Source organism: Aeromonas popoffii, from assembly GCF_000820025.1.
Taxonomy (GTDB): domain Bacteria; phylum Pseudomonadota; class Gammaproteobacteria; order Enterobacterales; family Aeromonadaceae; genus Aeromonas; species Aeromonas popoffii.
The window spans coordinates 18992-36643 of sequence record NZ_CDBI01000079.1; the positions used below are offsets into that span (position 1 = coordinate 18992).

General features: G+C 59.5%; 16 protein-coding genes. 8 read left to right on the plus strand and 8 right to left on the minus strand.

The window, feature by feature from the left end; translation table 11 throughout:
- The first annotated feature begins 3 nt into the window (after positions 1–3).
- Together BN1129_RS16880 and nqrM are read left to right on the plus strand one after the other, a co-directional pair.
- Positions 4–1041, plus strand: a complete 1038-nt coding sequence (locus BN1129_RS16880) for an FAD:protein FMN transferase (RefSeq protein WP_042038087.1) — start codon at positions 4–6, stop codon at positions 1039–1041.
- 11 nt (positions 1042–1052) lie between these two features.
- The gene (gene nqrM, locus BN1129_RS16885) at positions 1053–1277 is read left to right on the plus strand and encodes a (Na+)-NQR maturation NqrM (protein WP_042038090.1); all 225 of its coding nucleotides are present in this window, start codon (positions 1053–1055) and stop codon (positions 1275–1277) included.
- Positions 1278–1367: 90 nt separating this feature from the next.
- Here nqrM and BN1129_RS16890 read toward each other — a convergent pair whose 3' ends face one another.
- Positions 1368–1586, minus strand: coding sequence for a hypothetical protein (locus BN1129_RS16890; protein ID WP_042038092.1), 219 nt, complete (start codon positions 1584–1586; stop codon positions 1368–1370).
- A gap of 132 nt (positions 1587–1718) precedes the next feature.
- On the opposite strand from BN1129_RS16890, the gene dinB reads away from it, so the two are divergent.
- The 6 genes from dinB (at position 1719) to rlmM (ending at position 8387) form a co-directional block, all read left to right on the plus strand.
- Positions 1719–2771 (plus strand): DNA polymerase IV, encoded by a 1053-nt coding sequence (gene dinB, locus BN1129_RS16895; protein WP_042038094.1) that lies wholly within the window; start codon positions 1719–1721, stop codon positions 2769–2771.
- Between the two features lie 66 nt (positions 2772–2837).
- Positions 2838–4979, plus strand: coding sequence for a methyl-accepting chemotaxis protein (locus tag BN1129_RS16900; protein WP_042038095.1), 2142 nt, complete (start codon positions 2838–2840; stop codon positions 4977–4979).
- Positions 4980–5262: 283 nt separating this feature from the next.
- Positions 5263–6192 carry a transcriptional regulator GcvA gene (locus BN1129_RS16905; RefSeq protein WP_042038096.1) on the plus strand — a complete coding sequence of 310 codons (930 nt, stop codon included), beginning with the start codon at positions 5263–5265 and terminating at the stop codon, positions 6190–6192.
- A 50-nt stretch (positions 6193–6242) separates the two neighbouring features.
- Positions 6243–6881 carry an alpha/beta family hydrolase gene (locus BN1129_RS16910; protein ID WP_042038097.1) on the plus strand — a complete coding sequence of 213 codons (639 nt, stop codon included), beginning with the start codon at positions 6243–6245 and terminating at the stop codon, positions 6879–6881.
- A gap of 32 nt (positions 6882–6913) precedes the next feature.
- Entirely contained in the window at positions 6914–7300 is a 387-nt protein-coding gene (locus tag BN1129_RS16915) for a DUF423 domain-containing protein (protein ID WP_042038099.1), read from the plus strand.
- Positions 7293–8387, plus strand: a complete 1095-nt coding sequence (gene rlmM, locus BN1129_RS16920; protein ID WP_042038100.1) for a 23S rRNA (cytidine(2498)-2'-O)-methyltransferase RlmM — start codon at positions 7293–7295, stop codon at positions 8385–8387. Before BN1129_RS16915 ends, rlmM begins: the two co-directional genes overlap by 8 nt.
- Positions 8388–8471: 84 nt before the next feature.
- On the opposite strand, the gene BN1129_RS16925 is transcribed toward rlmM, so the two are convergent.
- The 7 genes from BN1129_RS16925 to queF all read right to left on the minus strand — a co-directional run bounded on the left by BN1129_RS16925 (position 8472) and on the right by queF (position 17613).
- Positions 8472–8915, minus strand: a complete 444-nt coding sequence (locus tag BN1129_RS16925) for a hypothetical protein (protein ID WP_042038102.1) — start codon at positions 8913–8915, stop codon at positions 8472–8474.
- Positions 8916–9036: 121 nt separating this feature from the next.
- Positions 9037–10044 carry an isocitrate dehydrogenase gene (locus BN1129_RS16930; RefSeq protein ID WP_042038103.1) on the minus strand — a complete coding sequence of 336 codons (1008 nt, stop codon included), beginning with the start codon at positions 10042–10044 and terminating at the stop codon, positions 9037–9039.
- A 163-nt stretch (positions 10045–10207) separates the two neighbouring features.
- The gene (xni, locus tag BN1129_RS16935) at positions 10208–11017 is read right to left on the minus strand and encodes a flap endonuclease Xni (RefSeq protein ID WP_042038104.1); all 810 of its coding nucleotides are present in this window, start codon (positions 11015–11017) and stop codon (positions 10208–10210) included.
- 138 nt (positions 11018–11155) lie between these two features.
- Complete coding sequence (gene ppnN, locus BN1129_RS16940; RefSeq protein ID WP_042038105.1) at positions 11156–12511, minus strand: nucleotide 5'-monophosphate nucleosidase PpnN; 1356 nt, start codon at positions 12509–12511, stop codon at positions 11156–11158.
- Between the two features lie 150 nt (positions 12512–12661).
- Positions 12662–14275, minus strand: coding sequence for a GGDEF domain-containing protein (locus BN1129_RS16945; RefSeq protein ID WP_042038107.1), 1614 nt, complete (start codon positions 14273–14275; stop codon positions 12662–12664).
- A 91-nt stretch (positions 14276–14366) separates the two neighbouring features.
- Positions 14367–16637, minus strand: a complete 2271-nt coding sequence (locus tag BN1129_RS16950) for a tetratricopeptide repeat protein (RefSeq protein ID WP_042038108.1) — start codon at positions 16635–16637, stop codon at positions 14367–14369.
- 127 nt (positions 16638–16764) lie between these two features.
- Complete coding sequence (gene queF, locus BN1129_RS16955; protein WP_042038110.1) at positions 16765–17613, minus strand: NADPH-dependent 7-cyano-7-deazaguanine reductase QueF; 849 nt, start codon at positions 17611–17613, stop codon at positions 16765–16767.
- Between the last annotated feature and the right edge of the window lie 39 nt (positions 17614–17652).

Here is a 17652-nt window from a genome sequence, read left to right on the forward strand (position 1 = left end):
TCAATGCACAGTGTTGTAAAGACCTGGCTAGCCTTCGGGCTAGCCTTTTTCTTGACTGGGTGTGGTCAGGAAACGGTCCAATCCAAGCCGGAGATCCACATTACCGGCAGCACCATGGGTACCTACTACTCCATCAAGGTGGCGGACAACGTCATCAGTGATCCGGCCAAGTTCCAGGCCGAGGTCGATCTCCTGCTGGAGCGGGTCAACGACCAGATGTCGACCTATCGTCCCGATTCCGAGTTGTCTCGTTTCAACCAGCATAGGAGCTCGACCCCTGTGGTGGTCTCTCGCGACACCGCACGGGTGGTGACGGAAGCCATTCACCTTGGTCGTGAGAGCCGTGGGGCGTTGGACGTTACCGTCGGTCCACTGGTCAATCTGTGGGGTTTCGGGCCAGATGCCCGTCCGACCAAGATCCCGTCCGAGGAGTTGCTTACCCAGACCCGCCAGAAGACCGGTTTGGGCAATTTGCATGTGATCACCTCCGTCGATGCTGATACCCTGCGAAAGGATATTCCGGATCTCTATGTGGATCTCTCCGCCATTGCCAAGGGCTTTGGCGTGGACAAGGTGGCCGAGTACCTCGAGTCCATGGGGTCTCGCAACTATCTGGTGGAGATCGGTGGTGAACTGCGTATCAATGGCGTCAACGGCAAGGGTCACCCCTGGCGCGTGGCCATCGAGAAGCCGACTGCCAATGCCAGCTCCGTGCAGGAAGTGATAGTGGCCGGTGACAACGGGATTGCCACCTCGGGTGAATACCGCAACTATTACGAGATGGACGGTAAGCGCTTCTCCCACACCATAGATCCCATGACGGGCAAGCCCATCCAGCATCGCATGGTGTCGGTGACAGTGGTCCACCCCTCCTGCATGACGGCAGACGGGTTGGCGACTGTGTTCATGGTGCTCGGGCCCGAGAAGAGCCTGGCCTATGCGAAGGAGCGCGGGCTGGCTATCTTCGTGATCACCAAGACGGCCGATGGCTTTGAAGAGGCTTATTCAGATGCCTTCAAACAGTATCTGGTTAGAAAGTAAGAGGCGGTAGCATGCAGATTTTCTTGATCACCTTCGGGGTGTTTCTGGCGGTAGTGGTGGCCATGGCCATAGGTTACATCTTCCAGAAGAAGACCATCTCAGGTTCCTGCGGTGGGCTGGGCACGGTCGGCATCGAAAAAGAGTGCGATTGTCCGGAACCCTGTGAGAGCCGCAAGAAGAAGATGGCCAAGGAAGAGGCCCGTCGCAAGATGCTGACCGATAACCGGATCATCTGAGCGAGTCTGGGGCTGGAGTCTCACTCGACCCCATGCTGGATAGCGGGCGGGCTGACCTGATGGTCAGCCCGCTTTTTTGTAGAGGTGTGCTCAGTAGTCGTATTGATGACAGGCTTTCTTCTTGAACTCGGCCTTCCAGCGCGCCAGCTCTTCCCGTGTGCCCAGCTCGTCTCCCTGCCTGATGGCCTGCTCCAGTGTCGCTATGCGGTCATAGAGCCAGCTGCATTCGGCAGTCGGGTTATCCTTGCTGCTGCCTGGTTGCGGCAGCAGGCAGAACCCCAGCGCTAATCCCAGCCAGAGTGCTTTCATCTCGTCCTCCTCGACCCATGGGGTGGTGAATGGTGCCTTAAGAGTCTATGCCTGTTCGTCGTTTCATGCCGATGGCAGAAACGCCAGCGCTGGGTTAGCATAGGCAGGTTGCCTGTTTATTCGTACAGTGGTATGCGCAAAATCATTCACATTGACATGGACTGCTTCTACGCGGCGGTAGAGATGCGGGACAACCCGGCCCTGCGCGAGGTGCCGCTGGCCATCGGCGGCTCGGCAGACAGGCGCGGCGTCATCTCGACCTGCAATTATGTGGCGCGCCGTTTCGGGGTGCGCTCCGCCATGCCGAGCGGCTTGGCCAAAAAGCTCTGCCCGCCGTTGGTGCTCATTCCTGGCCGGATGGCGGTCTACAAAGAGACCTCCCGTCAGCTGCGCACCATCTTCCTGCGCTATACCGAACTGGTGGAGCCGCTTTCCCTCGACGAAGCCTATCTCGACGTCACCGACAGCCCCTGTTGTGGCGGCAGCGCCACCCTGATGGCGGCCGAGATCCGCGCCGCCATTGCGCGCGAGCTGGGGTTGACCGCCTCGGCCGGGGTTGCGCCAAACAAGTTTCTGGCCAAGCTGGCTTCGGAGCAACGCAAGCCAGACGGCCTGTTCGTGATAACGCCGAATGAGGTGGATGAGTTCGTGCGCCAGCTGCCTTTGGCCAAGTTGCCGGGGATTGGGCACAAGACGGCCGATCGGCTGGAGTCACAGGGGCTTTACTCCTGCGAGGATGCACGAGTGCTTAGCCGCGAGGAGCTGATTGCCCGATTTGGCAAGTTGGGAGAGATGCTGACGGGGCGGATCTGGGGCCATGACGATCAGCCCGTGCAGGCCCAGCGAGTGCGCAAGACCATAGGTGTGGAGACCACCCTGGCTAGCGACGTGCTGGATGAGGCCGCCTGCTGGCAGGTGCTGAGCCGGCTCATTCCCGAGCTGGAGCAGCGCTTTTCGGTCGGCTATGCGCAGGCGCAGCTGATGGGGCAAGGGATCAAGCTCAAGTTTGCCGATTTTCAGCAGACCACTGTCTATCGCCGTGGCGGCTATCAGCCCGAGCTGTTTCACGACCTGCTCCATGAGGGGCTGCTGCGGGCACAGGGCAAGCCGATCCGGTTGCTCGGCCTGGTGGTCGGTTTGCCCCGTGACGGAGAAGTTAACCAGCTCAGCCTGGATTTTGCCTGATAAGGTTAAGTTTTTGTTTCTAAACCCGATAAACTGATCACATCTGTATGAGCTAGGAATGGTTGCATGAGTTCTCTTTCTGTTCAGGGGCGCATTACTCTGATCGCCGGTTGTTGTTTGTTGGCCAGTACCGGTGCACTGGTCGCCTCTTCTCTTTATAGTGCCGCCCGGATGCAGGATAAGGTACTGGCCTCCACCACGGAGGAGGCGCAGCGTTCGGCCGAAAACTGGATGAAGGCGATGGGATCCGAACAGGCGGCCAAGGTCACCAGTTATCTGGATGAGGCCTATTTCCGCACCACCTTGTTGGCGCAGGGGGTCCTGTTCCAGCGCAAGAATGCGGCGGATAATTTCGGCTCATCCGAGACGCTGCGTGGCGCCGTCAATCAGCAACTGCACGATGCGGCGGCCTCCTCGGACAATCTGCTCGGTGTCTATGCGGTGTTCGAGCCGGATCAGCTCGACGGGGAGGACAGCAACTACCATGGCTCCAGTGCGCTCGGCGCCAACGACAAGGGGCGTTTCTCCACCTATTGGGCCCGGGTCGACGGCAAGATAGAAGCTGAGGTGCAAAACGAATCCGTGCTGGCGGACGAGAGCCCGACGGCGGCTGGCGGTGTGGAGAACGAATGGTATCGCTGCAGCATCCGCAGCAAGGCGCTCTGTCTGCTCGAACCTTATCTTGACGATGTGGGGTCGCAGAGGGTGCTGATGACCTCGGTGACAGTTCCCCTGCTGCAGCAGGAGACTCTGCTTGGCATGGTCGGGGTCGATATCTCACTGGCCACCTTGCAAAACCTGGTCAAGGAGATGGGTCAGGTGCTCTACGACGGTCAGGGCAAGGTGCTGCTGGTCAGTCACGAAGGGCGCGCCGCAGGGGTGGATGGCTTCGACGTGACCCTGGGCAGCCCGCTTGGCCAGCAATATCAGGCGCTGGCCGGCGATCTGACTGGCTGGCTAGACCAGGGGCAGACCATGACCCGCTGGAGCCCGGACGGTGCTTTGCTGCAAACCTTCGTACCGGTCAGGATGCGCGGCACCGCGCAGACATGGGGCATCTATATCGAGTTGCCCCGTAGTGTGGTGCTGGCCTCGGCTCGTCAGCTGCAAGAGGAGCTCTCCAGTCAGGCCCATCGCAGCGTGGTCACCCAGCTGGTGATAGGCGGTGTGATCTCGGCGATCGGGCTGCTCTGTATCTGGCTGATGGCCCATCAGATAGTGGCGCCCATCCGCGCCGTGGTGGCCCGCCTCAAGGACATCGCCACCGGGGAGGGGGACTTGACCCAGCGCATCGACTTGCATCGCGATGACGAGATAGGTGAGCTGGCCAAATGGTTCAACAGCTTCCTCAACAAGTTGCAATCCACTATCAGCCAGGTAATAGACACGGTCGCGGGTACCCGTGCCAGCGCGGAGCAGGCGGCCCTGGTTGCCGAGCGCACCAGTGCCGGCATGCAGGCCCAGTATCAGGAGGTGGATCTGGTGGCGACTGCCTTCGAGGAGCTCAGCGCTACCGCGCTGCAGGTGGCGGGCAACGCCAACTCGGCGGTGGCGGCAGCCAATCAGGCCGATACCTCGGCGCAGGAGGGCAAGTATGTGGTGGCCGATACCCAGGAGGCGATGCGCAAGCTGATGGCGGTGATCAGCGACGCCAAGCCGGTGGTGGAGCGGCTCTCCGCCAACAGCGAGAACATCAACGACATTCTGGTGGTGATCCAGGGCATCGCCGAGCAGACCAACCTGCTGGCGCTGAACGCGGCCATCGAGGCGGCGCGGGCTGGTGAACAGGGCCGTGGCTTCGCCGTGGTGGCCGACGAGGTACGCAATCTGGCGGGGCGTACCCAGAACGCCATCGTCGAGATCCAGACCCTCATAGGGCAGCTTCAGTCCGGTACCCAGGCCGTGGTCAAGGCGATCATGACGGGCCACAGCCAGGCGGATGTGACGCTGACAAAGGTGGATCTGTCGGTCAGCGTGCTGGAGAAGATCATCCATGCGGTAGCGACCATACATCAGATGAACGAGCAGATTGCCCGGGCGGCGCAGGAGCAGAGCGGGGTGGCGGACGAGATCAATCGCAACGTCAGCAACATTCGCGATGTGGGCCACACCATACGGGCCGAGGCGGCGACCTCCGCCGAAAACGGGCGCGAATTGTCGGCGCTGGCGGACAAGCAGCAACAGCTGGTGGGGCAGTTCAAGGTATAGGGATAATAAAAAAGGCGCCATCCAACCGGAGGCGCCAAACACATTCAGATGACAGACTGGGTTAAATCGGTCCGATTTAAGCCCCTCTTCCCGCAGAGGAAGAAACACAACACCACAATCGCAAACCACTGACTCACAAAAATCACATGTAAACCAACATGGAAGAGAAAAAGTGAGCCATATGACAACGGATTGCGAAGCGAATTATGTTTATTCACTGGTCGGCCCGCAACCGACAAATTATAATGCCGCCCATTAGAAAAACTCATCATCGGCTGGTCTCATGTCTCGTCGTTTACCCCCGCTCAATGCACTGAAAGCATTCGAAGCTGCGGCTCGTCACTTAAGCTTCACCCGGGCTGCGGAAGAACTGTTCGTGACCCAGGCTGCTATCAGTCACCAGATCAAGGCGCTGGAGGAGTATCTCGGCATCAAGCTGTTTCGTCGCAAGAACCGCTCCCTGCTGCTGACCGAGGAGGGGCAGGGCTACTTCCTCGACATCAAGGACATCTTCACCTCCATCTCGGAGGCGACCGACAAGCTACTGGCCCGCAGTGCCAAGGGGGCGCTCACCGTCAGCTTGCAGCCGAGTTTTGCCATCCAGTGGCTGGTGCCCAGGCTGGTGAAGTTCAGCGAACGCCATCCGGACATAGACGTGCGGATCAAGGCGGTGGACATGGACGAGGGGTCGCTGACCGACGATGTGGACGTGGCTATCTACTACGGCCGTGGCAACTGGCCAGGGCTGAGATCCGACAAGCTGCACACCGAATATCTGATCCCCGTCTGTTCGCCGCTGCTGCTGACCGGCCCCAAACCGCTGCGCACCCCGGATGATCTGACCCGTCATACCCTGCTGCACGATACCTCTCGCCGTGACTGGAAGGCCTGGTTTCGCCAGCTCGACATAGATGCCCCCAATGTCAATCAGGGGCCCATCTTCAGCCACTCGACCATGGTGATCCAGGCGGCGATCCACGGTCAGGGTGTGGCGCTTGGCCACAGCGTGCTGGCCCAGCCAGAGATCGAAGCGGGCCGACTCATCTGCCCGTTCGAGCAGGTGCTGGTGAGCAAGAACGCCTTCTACCTGGTGTGCCAGGAGCAGCAGTCCGATCAGGGCAAGATAGTGGCCTTTCGCGACTGGATGCTGGAGTTGGTGGAGCAGGAGGAGGCCCGTCGCCGGGCACGGCTCGCCGATGCAGCCGATGCCTAGGTCACCACAGACGGGTGCATGTTGTCGAACGAGACCTGCCAGGTGGCGTGATGAGTGACGTGATGAGGGAGGGGGCAAGCGATGCCCCCGTTCGTATTTTACTGGCCCATGGCGCCGGTGCCGGCATGGAACACGCTTTTCTTTCCGAGTTGTCACGCCTGTTGGCGGGGCCTGATATCGAGGTGGTGCGTTTCAACTTCCCCTACATGACCAAGCGGGCCCTGGATGGCAAGCGCAGGCCGCCGGACAGGCAGCCGGTGTTGCTTGACCATTGGCGCCAGATGGCGCGGCAATTCGCCCATCCCCGGCTGTTTCTGGCGGGCAAGTCCATGGGGGGACGCATGGCGGCAGAGCTGTATCGCGAAGGAGGGGGCGAGATGAATGCTGCAGGATTGCTCATTCTCGGGTATCCTTTCCACCCCCCGGCCAAGCCCGACAGCTGGCGGGGCGAGGTGCTCAAGCAAATCAAGACGTCGACCCTGCTGTTGCAAGGGGAGCGCGATACCTTCGGCACGCGTGCCGAACTGGCAGATTTTCCTTTCTCACCCCACGTATCGGTCCACTGGCTGACCGATGGTGACCATGGCTTCAAACCGCGAAAAGCCAGTGGTGTGAGCGAGCAGGAAAACCTGCAACAGGCGGCCGATCGGATAAAGGGCTTTATCGCCGCCACCCGGGTTGAGGCCTGACGGTGGTGAACGAGACAACGAGGGAGCTAAGGATGCAGATCCATCGACATTGGCTGGTGCTGGCGGGTTTTTTTGGCCTGACGGCGACCCTGCTGGGGGCTTATGGCGCCCACGGTCTGGCGGCGAGCGGCGTCACGCCTTCGCAGCTGGCGGCGTTCAACACCGCCGTGCAGTATCAGTTTTTTCACGCATTGGCCCTGCTGGTGCTGGGTTGGTGCGGTGTGCGCAGCAAGGTGATCACCTTTGCTGGCTTCGCATTTGTGCTGGGGATCCTCGGATTTTCCGGCAGTATTTACGCCATGGTGCTGCTCGGCAGCAAGGGGCTGGGGCTCATTACCCCGGCCGGTGGCCTCTGTTTTATGTTGGGATGGGCGGCTCTGATATGGGCTGGCTGTCGTCTTGGAGGAAAGAATGAATAATCTGCTGCTTTATTGCCGCCCCGGTTTTGAGAAAGAGGCGGCGGCAGAGATCACCGAGCGTGCCAGTAACATGCAGTGCTACGGTTTCGCCCGGGTCAAGGACGACAGCGGTTATGTGATATTCGAGTTGTATGACGAGGAGCAGGCCGATCTGCTGGCGCGCAAACTGCCATTCAGGGAGCTGATCTTTATCCGTCAGATGCTGGTGGTGACCCACGAGCTGAAGGATCTGGATGTTGCAGACCGGATCTCGCCCATCATAGAAGCGACCCGCGAATACACGATCTGCGGCGATCTGCGGGTTGAAACCGCTGATACCAACGAAGCAAAAGAGCTGTCAGCTTTTTGCCGCAAGTTCACCGTGCCGCTTCGTCAGGCGCTGCGCAGCAACGAGATCCTGACCAAGAAAGAGACGCCGCACCGCCCGGTGTTCCATGCTTTCTTCATGGCCAATGATCACCTGTTGCTGGGCTACTCCTATTCGTTCAACAACTCTGAATTTCACATGGGCATTCCTCGCCTGCGTTGTTCGCCAGATGCACCGAGCCGCTCCAGCCTCAAGCTGGAAGAGGCCTTCTATGTGTTCGTGCCACGGGAAGAGTGGGACCTGCGTCTCACCTCCGGCATGAAGGCGGTGGATCTGGGCGCCTGCCCGGGTGGCTGGACGCATCAGCTGGTGCGTCGCGGCATGATGGTGACCGCAGTGGATAATGGCACCATGGCACAGTCCCTGATGGACACAGGTCAGGTCAAGCACCTGCGTGATGACGGTTTCGTCTGGCGGCCCAGCAAGAAGAACATCTACTGGCTGGTGTGCGACATGGTCGAGAAGCCAGCACGGGTGACCCACATGATCGCCGACTGGTTCCGCGAGAACGACTGCCAGGAGGCCATGTTCAACCTCAAGCTGCCGATGAAGAAGCGTTACGCCGAAGCGGTGCACAACATAGAGGTGTTGCGCGGCCTGCTCAAGGAGATAGACAACGCCTTCGTCATTCAGGCCAAGCAGCTCTATCACGATCGCGAAGAGATCACAGTGCACGTCTACAACAAGTACTGGGTTTCCAAGCTGGAAGCAAAGGAGTGATATCCGGCCCCTTGCCGTGAGCAGAAAAAAGACCGACGGCAGTGATGCCGTCGGTCTTTTGCTATCTGCGCCATGCAGCCAATGTCAGAAGCGGTAATCGAGACGCAGTGATGACTCGTCATCCGTGACTTTGAGCTCAATCTGCAAGGGGATACTCTTGTCGACCGGGTTGAACTGCAGTTTTACCCCATCCCCTCTGAGTTTGATGGCGGTGTCCATGCCCGCTGCCTTGAATTTGATCCTGGGTTTGTGCTGTTCAAAGGAGAGGCTTACGCTTTTTTCTGCCGTCAGATTCAGGGTTGGATAGGCGGTAACCTGCTTGTTGCCATCGCTGTCCGTCATGATTTCTACCCCGAAGGAGAGCGGTTTGGGGGCCTTGAGCAGCTCGTTGGTATCCAGGGTGGAGCGCCAGACCTGGCTGGCTTGCTGGGTGGCGGCAGCCGGTAGCTCTCTCCAGGCATTGTCGACCGGCCTATCTACTGCCATGACGCTGCTGTTGATGAGCAGCAGGCTGAAAATAGCGAGCATAATGGATCTCCTAATCCCTTATCTATTGAACATAGTAGCCAATTGATGAGGGGGAGAGCGCGCCGCGAGATAAAACAAAGGGAGCCGAGGCTCCCTTTTAAAATCAGTCTATTAGGCTAGTTCACAGCCGATCTATGATGGACTGGGTGAACTCGCTGGTGGAGGCTGTGCCCCCCAGATCCCGGGTTACCCGATCGCCGGATTCTATGGTGGCGCGCACAGCTTCCCGGATGCGTTCAGCCTTGTCCTGCATGCCCAGATATTCCAGCATCTGGATGGAGGCGAGGATCACCGAGGTCGGGTTGGCGATGTTCTTGCCCGCGATATCCGGTGCCGAACCGTGCACGGCTTCGAAGATGGCGGCACCATCACCTATGTTGGCGCCCGGCGCCATGCCAAGGCCACCCACCAGACCCGCGCACAGATCCGAAAGGATGTCGCCGAACAGGTTGGTGGTAACCATGACATCGAATCGCTCCGGGTACATCACCAGGTTCATGCAGGCGGCATCGACGATCATCTCCTCGCTCTGGATATCCGGATAGCGAGCTGCCACTTCACGGGCCACTTCCAGGAACAGGCCCGAGGTGGACTTGAGGATGTTGGCCTTGTGGATGATGGTGACCTTCTTGCGCCCTTCCTGACGGGCCAGCTCGAAGGCAAACTTGACGATGCGCTCAGCCCCGTCGCGGGTGATGATGCTCATCGCCTCGGCGCTCTTGTTGTCATCGCTGCGCTTCTGGCCGGCGCCCGAGTACATACCTTCGGTGTTCTCACGTACCGTGATGATGTCGATGTTGTCGTAACGGCTTCGTGTGCCCTTGAAGGAGATAACGGGGCGGACGTTGGCGTAGAGGTTGAATTTCTTGCGCAAGGAGACGTTGATGGAGGTGAAGCCGCCGCCGACCGGGGTGGTGAGCGGACCTTTCAGGCTGACCTTGTTCTTCTCGATCAGATCCTGGGTGGCTTGGGGCAGCAGCTCGCCGTGCTTCTCGAGGGCAACCAGACCGGCGTCCGCATATTCATATTCGAAGTCGCAACCGGCGTGGGTCAGGATCTGGATGGCAGATTCAATGATGCTGGGGCCGATGCCGTCGCCGGGGATCACGGTAATTTTTCTTTTTGACATGAGACGTATCCACTTCTAGGGAACAGAGGGGGAGGATTCGGCCGTTTTATACCATTTCTACACCTAACCCTCCATGTTTCTTTACATTCTATCTGCTTTTGTCAACAGCAAAGGTGAGTCCCGTCATGATTGGCAGGATAGCGGGAGCATGGCGGGAAGCCTGTCAGGTCTCGCTGTCGGGCACGGGCGGATAACGTATCTCCCGCAGGTTGAACCCCAGCGGAATGTCCCGCTGCAGCTGCACCAGCCGCTGGGCCAGCAGGGCCTCATCCTGATGTTGGCGCAGCTTGAGCAAGGGCTTGCTGGCGCCCTCCTGCTGACAGGCTGCGAGCAGCGCCGGGAGATCGCCATGTTGTTGCAGCAGTTGGGTCGCGGTCTTGGGGCCAATGCCGGGCACCCCCTTGATGTTGGAGCCACCGATGCCGGTCAGGGCCCAGAAATCCACCAGTTGCACCGGTGCCACCCCATATTGTTGCTCGACGAAGGCGGCATCCAGCCAGCGCTTGTTGAAGTAGTCACGGATCTGGATCTGCGGACAGATGAGCTGACAAAACCCTTTGTCGGTGGAGATGATGGTGGCCCTTGCCCCGTGCAGTGCAATGCCGCTGGACAGGGTGGCGATGAGATCGTCTGCCTCGTCGGTCTGGGAGAGCAGGGCATCCACGCCGCACTCCCAGAACGCATCCTGCAAGGTGTTCAAGCCTTCGCGCAGCTCGACCGGCATGGGGGTTCGCCCCTCCTTGTAGGCCGGATAGACCTCTTTGCGCCAGCTGTGCACCTCGCCGTCAAATACGGCGATGGCGTGGGTCGGCTCGCTGCCCGCCAGCAGCTTGCGGCAGGTGTTGATGAGGTTGGCGCGGGTGGCGATCAGCGCCTGGGCCGGGGTCAGCGCCTGCTGGACTTGCACCGCATGCAGACGACGGATGAGGTTGAGGGCATCAATGATGAGCAGGTGTGGCCTGATAGTTGACATGGGACACTCTTGGCGGTCGAGACGCGCCATTGTAACAAACAGTCCGCCCTGATGGGGGATTGATGGCATCCGTGTGCCAGACGCCAGTCAGTAAAGAGGGGCGCCAATGCGCCCCTCTCTTCGTATTGCGTGCCTGCCTTAGCGCACTATCTCGTAGCAGGGCACATACTGGCTGCCCGGCAGCTTCATCCGTTGCTGCTTGACGAAGCTCTCCAGCAGCTTGTCCATCAGGTGCATCAGCTCCTTGTCGCCGTGCAGCTTGAAGGGGCCCTTCTTCTCGATGGCGCGAATGCCCCCTTCCTTGACGTTGCCAGCGACGATACCGGAGAAGGCACGGCGCAGGTTCGCCGCCAGCAGCTGGGGCGGCTGATTGCGATGCAGATCCAGGCTGGCCATGTTGGCGTGATCCGGCTCGAATGGCAGCTGGAATTCGGGCTCGATCTTGAGGGACCAGTTGAAGGAGTAAGCGTCGCCGACGGATTTGCGATATTCGCGAATTTTCGGCATTGCCTCCTTCATCACCCGGGCTACTTCCGGCGCATCGCCGACTATGATGCGGTAGAGGCTGGTGGCGGGTTCACCCAGGGTTGCCTTGACGAAGTCATCAATGGCGCGGAAGTAATCGGCGCTCTCCTTGGGACCGGTCAAGATAATCGGTATGGGCTGCCGCTCGTTGGCGGGGTGCATCATGATGCCGAGCAGGTAGAGCAGCTCTTCGGCTGTGCCGACACCGCCCGGGAAGATGATGATGCCGTGGCCCAGACGCACAAAGGCCTCCAGCCGTTTCTCGATATCCGGCAGTATCACCAGCTCGTTGACGATGGGGTTGGGCGGCTCGGCGGCTATGATGGACGGCTCGGTCAGCCCTATGTAACGGCCATTGCGCACTCGCTGTTTGGCGTGGCCGACGGCGGCGCCCTTCATGGGCCCTTCCATGGCCCCCGGGCCGCAGCCGGTACAGATATTGAGCTCGCGCAGCCCCAGTTCGTTACCCACCGCGCGGGTGTACTGGTACTCGATTTCGTTGATGGAGTGGCCGCCCCAGCAGACCACCAGATTGGGATCCGCACCCGGCAGGATAGCCTTGGCGTTACGCAATATGGCGAACACCACGTTGGAGATGTGGGTGGAGCTGGTCAGGTTGACCAGCCGGTTCGACTCCAGCTGGGTCGAGACATAGAGGATGTCGCGCAGCACGGAGAAGAGGTGCTCCTGAATGCCACGAATGATTTCGCCATCCACAAAGGCGTGTTCGGGGGCATTGAACAGTTCGAGTTTGACCCCACGCTCGCGCCGGATCACATGTATATCAAAGGATTTGAAACGCTCCAGTATCTCTTTGGAGCTGTCGGTATGGCTACCTGAGTTGAGCACTGCCAGCGAGCAGTTGCGAAACAGTTGATAGATATCGCTGGAGGCTGTTTGTTTGAGGCGATCGACCTCGAGTTGTGACAGCAAGTCCATGCTGCCGACAGGATTGATGTGCGTAATCATAGATTCCCCTTTCACTCGCTTGTTATCGTTGTGCTTTTCCCTGGGGAGAAAACGGGATGCCATGTGGAATCCCTTGAATTTGATAGTAGAGGTAAGCGGTGGGGCAGGGGAATAGGGAAGAAGTGCGTTTGCTGCTTTTTTAGACTGCCATTAGCCCAGGTTGACCTGATCCCGGCCCGAATGCTTGGAGCTGTAGAGCGCCTTGTCGGCCCGTTCGAACGCATCCGAGGTGTTATCCCCTTCCCGGAACAGGGTGGCACCGATGGAGATAGTGATCTCGACCCTGGCATCGCGAAAGCGGAACGGGATACTTTTGATGGTCTGGCGCAGGGTCTCCAGCGGTTTCTGGTACTTCTCGGGGTTGATGTTCGGCAGCAGCACTACAAACTCCTCGCCGCCGAAGCGGGCGATGAAGTCGGTGTCACGCAGGGCACCCAGCAGCGCCTTGGCAACCACCTTCAACGCCTTGTCACCGGCCATGTGGCCGTAGTTGTCGTTGATGTTCTTGAAGTGATCGATGTCGATGATGGCCAGACAGAGTGGTGTGCCGTAGCGCAGCCAGCGCTTGTATTCGAGTTCGAGCCGCTCGTCCAGCGCTGCCCGGTTATGCACCTGGGTCAGGCTGTCGAGGAACAGCTTGTGTTTCTGGATGGTGAGCCGTTTCTTGTACTCGGCGGTCTCCTCCTTCATCAGTCGCAGCTTGGCCTCCATGTTGGAGAGGCGGGTGAGCAGGTGACGCTCGCGGGCGGCCATGGCTTCCCTGTCCTGTAACAGCAGATTGATGGCACCCATGTGGCCCGAGATAGCGCCCTTGAGCTCATCGAATGAGTCGTTGCTGGCCAGGGTATGGTCGATGGCGCGCAGCTCCTTGTCGATGGCCTGACGGGTATCCTGGGTGGCGCTTTGCAGGGCGCGCCCTTCGTCGAGGGATTCGGTGAAGCTGAAATGCACCGCCGAGAGGCTTTCGTTGAGGGTGCTCAGAAAGGCCTGGGAGGATTTTCGCTCCTCGCGGGTGCCCTCTATGATGAGCTCGATCACCTGCAGGCAGATCTCGGCCAGCTGCGGCGGCGTGATGCCATGGAGCAGCTGGCGACGGATATCCGCCAGCCTCTCGCCGATGGCACCGGCAAAGTCGAGCTCTGTGATGAGCCGCTGCAACTCGTCGGCTATGTGGGCATGGGTCTTGGCATCAAACGGGATGGTTGGCTCGGGGCAAGAGAGTTCGGCTATAGCGATGACAGGCGTGCTGGCGACGGGATCCTGCAGGGGCTGGGTCGGTAGCAGCTGGATTTTGATGGCCTGCTGGTAGAACTCCAGCAGCCGGATCACCTTCTTCTGATGATCGCCAATGCCATAGCCATCCGGACTTGCCAGAAACGCCTTGAGGGACTTGCGGGTATCCTCCGGGAAGCCCTTGATGGACTTGAGCTGCTTGGAGCCAAGGTCGATGGCGGACTTGGTCAGGGTAATGGACTCTTCCAGCGCATTGCTGTGTTGCTGCAGCAGTTTTTCAATGGCCAGCAGATCGGCGTCCAGCGAGGTGAATGCGGGATTGTTATCCAGTTTCTGCTTGAGCTTGGCGAAGCGATTGTCCAGCTCACGGTCGAAGCCACGACAGGAGAGCATCAACTTGTTGATAAACTGGATGCCGCGAGCACGCTCTGCATCGGAAAACGAGAGCACGCCGTCGAGCTCCAGCTGCTTTTGCTGAAGGGATTCCCTGAGTCTGGCCAATTGTCCTGCTACGGCAGCGATATCATTCATTATTCAGGTCGCCCTGTTGTCATTATCGTTTTTGTGTTGGATAGCAACGGCGGTCGAACCCGGTTCCAGACCCAATTGATTATCTATGTTGTCATTGGCCATCCGGCGCTTTCGTCCGTGAAAGTCGAAGCCAATTAACCCATTGCTTTTCATGAGAAGAATTTACTTTTACCAGTCCCTTGTCAATTGCCATCAAGCAGCATTGCCACACATCCCCATTAAAAAAAGCGGCCTGTTGGCAATCGATGGCGGCCAGCTCCAGCCAGACACTTTGCTGATGTTTTTCACTGAGCTGAATCGCTCCTGCCAGTGCCAGATAACAGAGGTCGAACAGGCCGTGGTGATCGAGGGCGGTCGCTGCCTTGGGCAGGAAGGGGTGGCTGACGATGCCGAGGCTGATGTGGCGTTCCAGCGGGTGCTGGCAGGGGAAGGCGGCAAAGGTTGCGAGCAGATCCTGGGCCAGCCGGTGCAGATCTTCCACATGGCGCTGGGGCACCACGTAGAGCAAATGACCTTCACGCAGGTCATAGATGCGCCCATCCTGCGGTGTCAGCCCGTTGACATAGCTGCCGAAGGCCTGCTCTATCTCGCGGCTCACCTGATAGCCGTGATGTTCCATGCTGTTGACCAGGAAGGGCACTCTAAACAACAGATAGTGCAGCTTGTCGTCAAATTCGCTGGTGGGCAGGTCGCTCAGATACCAGCGTTCTGATGTTTGCTGGCGCCTGGCCATCTCGCGCGGCCAACGGTTCATCAGCCGCTGCCAGTTGGCCAAGCCGGTGCGCGGCTCGATCAAGATGGCCTCACCCCGCTGCTTGCCTTGCAGGCGGGCGACGCGGAGCTTGAGCCAGAGGGTGAAGAACAAATAGATGAACAGGGTCAGCAGCAGGCCTGTGATGACGCTCGACCAGAGGTAGCGATCCTGCTGATGCCGGCTGGTTTTGAGCTGCTGTTCCAGCTCCTTGATCTGCTGCTCCCGCTCCACCTGGACATAGTTGTCGCGGATCGCCTCCTGCTCCAGATCGACCTGCTGCTGGCGTACCTGCTCGCTGCGCTGGTGGAAATGCTTGTAGCTGTCCAGCGCCTGCTGGAGGTGGCCCTTCTGCTCGTAGGCCACCGAGAGCAGGCGGAAGATCTCGAACTGGCGCTGGGCATCGCCGATCTGGTTGGCCAGCGCCAGCGCGTTTTCCAGCTGCAGGATGGCGATGCCGTCCTCCTTCTGCTTGAGGTGCAGCTCACCCAGTAGCAGCAGGGTGTCGATGAGCGGCTCCTTGTCGTCCCCCAGTTCGTGGGATTGACGGGCCGCCGTGAGGTAGTTGCGGGCCAGAGTCAGGTTGCCGGTTTGCAGATAGGTCTTGCCTATCTCGTACTTGAGATGGGCGATGCGGGTGCGATTGTTGCCTTCGTCCAGCAGATCCAGCGCATTGAAGAAGTAGACCAGCGCCATGTTCATTTCGCCCTGCTCCCGGTTGAGGCGGGCGAGCACGATCAGCGAATCGCTGAGCAGGGAGGGGTTGCCGAGGGCATGAAAGTAGTTGGCGGCCTCATTGGCATACTGCAGCGCCTTCTGCGGTTCATGCTCCGCCTGATAGAGGTTCACTATCTGGTTCGACAGCAGCCCGAGGAAGAGGGGATCCTGCAGCCCCCTGGCCTGTTGCTGGGCGTCGATGTAGTCACCGAGGGAGAGCTGGGGCTGCCTGAGGGCATGGTAGAGATCGCCGCTCACCGCGCTGACCCAGGCACTGGCCAGCGGCTCCCTGGTCTTGTCTGCCCAGCGCCGTGCCTCGGCCAGCTGGCGTTTAGCCTCGTCGAACTGGTGTGCCTCTATGCTGGCGTTGGTGCGCAGCAAGCGGCTGTAGACCTGCAGCTGGCTCTCTTTGAGGCTGGGGTTGCTGAGCAGGGTCTCCAGCTGGCCGAGCAGGCTTGCGCTGGCACCATGGGAGTGATCCTGCAGATTCTGGCTGCGGACCTTGAGATAGAGGCCGTGGGCCTGCAACTCCAGTTGCTGCTCTTTGGCAGCCATGGCGATGCCCTGATCGAGCGACTTCTGGGCTGCCTGGAACTGGCCCAGTTGCAGCAGACACTCCCCCTTGAGAAGATGGGCGCTGGTGGCCTGGGCGGCCGTGCCATAGCTCAGCAATGGCTCGCGATAGCCGTACTCCTGGCGATTGCTGATGATTTGCTTGGGGTTATTGGCTGTGCGCGTCAGGAAGGCCGAGGTGATCTGGACGCATCTGGCAGGATCGGTGAGCACCAGGGTCTGGGCCTGCTGCAGATCGATAGACAACTGCTCCTTGGCCAGATCCAAATTAGGAGCCGACAGGGAGGACATCATCATTGCCAGAAAAAACAGTTGATTCATTGGATTAAGGACAGCACAGGGGTGTGGGCATGTTATCCAAGCCCCCCCCTGCACGTCCAGCGTTTACTGGCGGGGGGGAGGAAGGGGCCTGGGATCCAGGCCCCTCTTTGTCAACTGCGCCCGGCGTTTACTGGCGGATAAGGCGCAGGTTGGCTGGGGGAACTTCCCAATCGCTGCGAAACGGGTTGATGTCCAGTCCACCACGGCGGGTATAGCGGGCATAGACAGTCAGCTGGCTAGGGCGACATAGGTGCTTGAGATCGGTGAAAATCCGCTCGATGCACTGCTCGTGGAACTCGTTGTGCTGGCGAAACGAGATGAGGTAGCGCAACAGTTTTTCCCGATCCAGTCGCGGGCCATGATAGTGGATCACCACGGATCCCCAGTCCGGCTGGCTGGTCACCAGGCAGTTGGACTTGAGCAGGTGGCTGTGCAGTGTCTCTTCCACCTCCTCATTGCTCGCCGCCCCTTGCAGCAGCTCGGCATCGAACTCGTAACAGTCCACGTCTATGTCTTGCTCATCGATGCACTCCCCCGGCAGGGTCGCAATGTGATGAGGTGCCTGAGTCAGCGGGAACAGGGTGACGCTCACATCGCTGCCGGCGCAGGCACTGAGATCCTTGACCAGCAGCGCCTGTACCGCTTCCAGCGAGTCGCACCGGGTCTGGTTGAAGGAGTTGAGGTAGAGCTTGAACGACTTGGATTCGATGAGGTTGACGCTGGTGGCCGGGACTGAGATCTCGCCGACGGCGACCATGGGCTTGCCTTTGGCATTGAGCCAGGAGAGCTCGTACAGGGTCCAGACGTCACAACCCTGGAATGGCAGTGTGCCGGTCAGGCCGAGGTCGTCGCGGTTCAGGCTGCGCGGTACCGGTTGCAGCAGGGCCGGGCAGTACTGGCTGATGTAGGCAGACTGCTGGCCCAGGCTCAGCCCCTGCAAGGCGTGGGCACCTGCGTATCTCTCTTGTTTGCTCATGTGTTTGATGATCCGGACGTTGAATGAGCCATTGCACTG

Excerpts from the sequence above, each read along its gene's own strand:
- nqrM (WP_042038090.1), top strand. The coding sequence starts at position 1,053 with ATGCAGATTTTCTTGATCACCTTCGGGGTGTTTCTGGCGGTAGTGGTG.
- BN1129_RS16925 (WP_042038102.1), bottom strand. The coding sequence starts at position 8,915 with ATGCTCGCTATTTTCAGCCTGCTGCTCATCAACAGCAGCGTCATGGCA.
- BN1129_RS16915 (WP_042038099.1), top strand. The coding sequence starts at position 6,914 with ATGCAGATCCATCGACATTGGCTGGTGCTGGCGGGTTTTTTTGGCCTG.
- queF (WP_042038110.1), bottom strand. The coding sequence starts at position 17,613 with ATGAGCAAACAAGAGAGATACGCAGGTGCCCACGCCTTGCAGGGGCTG.
- BN1129_RS16930 (WP_042038103.1), bottom strand. The coding sequence starts at position 10,044 with ATGTCAAAAAGAAAAATTACCGTGATCCCCGGCGACGGCATCGGCCCC.
- BN1129_RS16880 (WP_042038087.1), top strand. The coding sequence starts at position 4 with ATGCACAGTGTTGTAAAGACCTGGCTAGCCTTCGGGCTAGCCTTTTTC.
- BN1129_RS16900 (WP_042038095.1), top strand. The coding sequence starts at position 2,838 with ATGAGTTCTCTTTCTGTTCAGGGGCGCATTACTCTGATCGCCGGTTGT.
- rlmM (WP_042038100.1), top strand. The coding sequence starts at position 7,293 with ATGAATAATCTGCTGCTTTATTGCCGCCCCGGTTTTGAGAAAGAGGCG.
- xni (WP_042038104.1), bottom strand. The coding sequence starts at position 11,017 with ATGTCAACTATCAGGCCACACCTGCTCATCATTGATGCCCTCAACCTC.
- BN1129_RS16945 (WP_042038107.1), bottom strand. The coding sequence starts at position 14,275 with ATGAATGATATCGCTGCCGTAGCAGGACAATTGGCCAGACTCAGGGAA.
- BN1129_RS16905 (WP_042038096.1), top strand. The coding sequence starts at position 5,263 with ATGTCTCGTCGTTTACCCCCGCTCAATGCACTGAAAGCATTCGAAGCT.
- ppnN (WP_042038105.1), bottom strand. The coding sequence starts at position 12,511 with ATGATTACGCACATCAATCCTGTCGGCAGCATGGACTTGCTGTCACAA.
- BN1129_RS16950 (WP_042038108.1), bottom strand. The coding sequence starts at position 16,637 with ATGAATCAACTGTTTTTTCTGGCAATGATGATGTCCTCCCTGTCGGCT.
- dinB (WP_042038094.1), top strand. The coding sequence starts at position 1,719 with ATGCGCAAAATCATTCACATTGACATGGACTGCTTCTACGCGGCGGTA.
- BN1129_RS16910 (WP_042038097.1), top strand. The coding sequence starts at position 6,243 with ATGAGTGACGTGATGAGGGAGGGGGCAAGCGATGCCCCCGTTCGTATT.
- BN1129_RS16890 (WP_042038092.1), bottom strand. The coding sequence starts at position 1,586 with ATGAAAGCACTCTGGCTGGGATTAGCGCTGGGGTTCTGCCTGCTGCCG.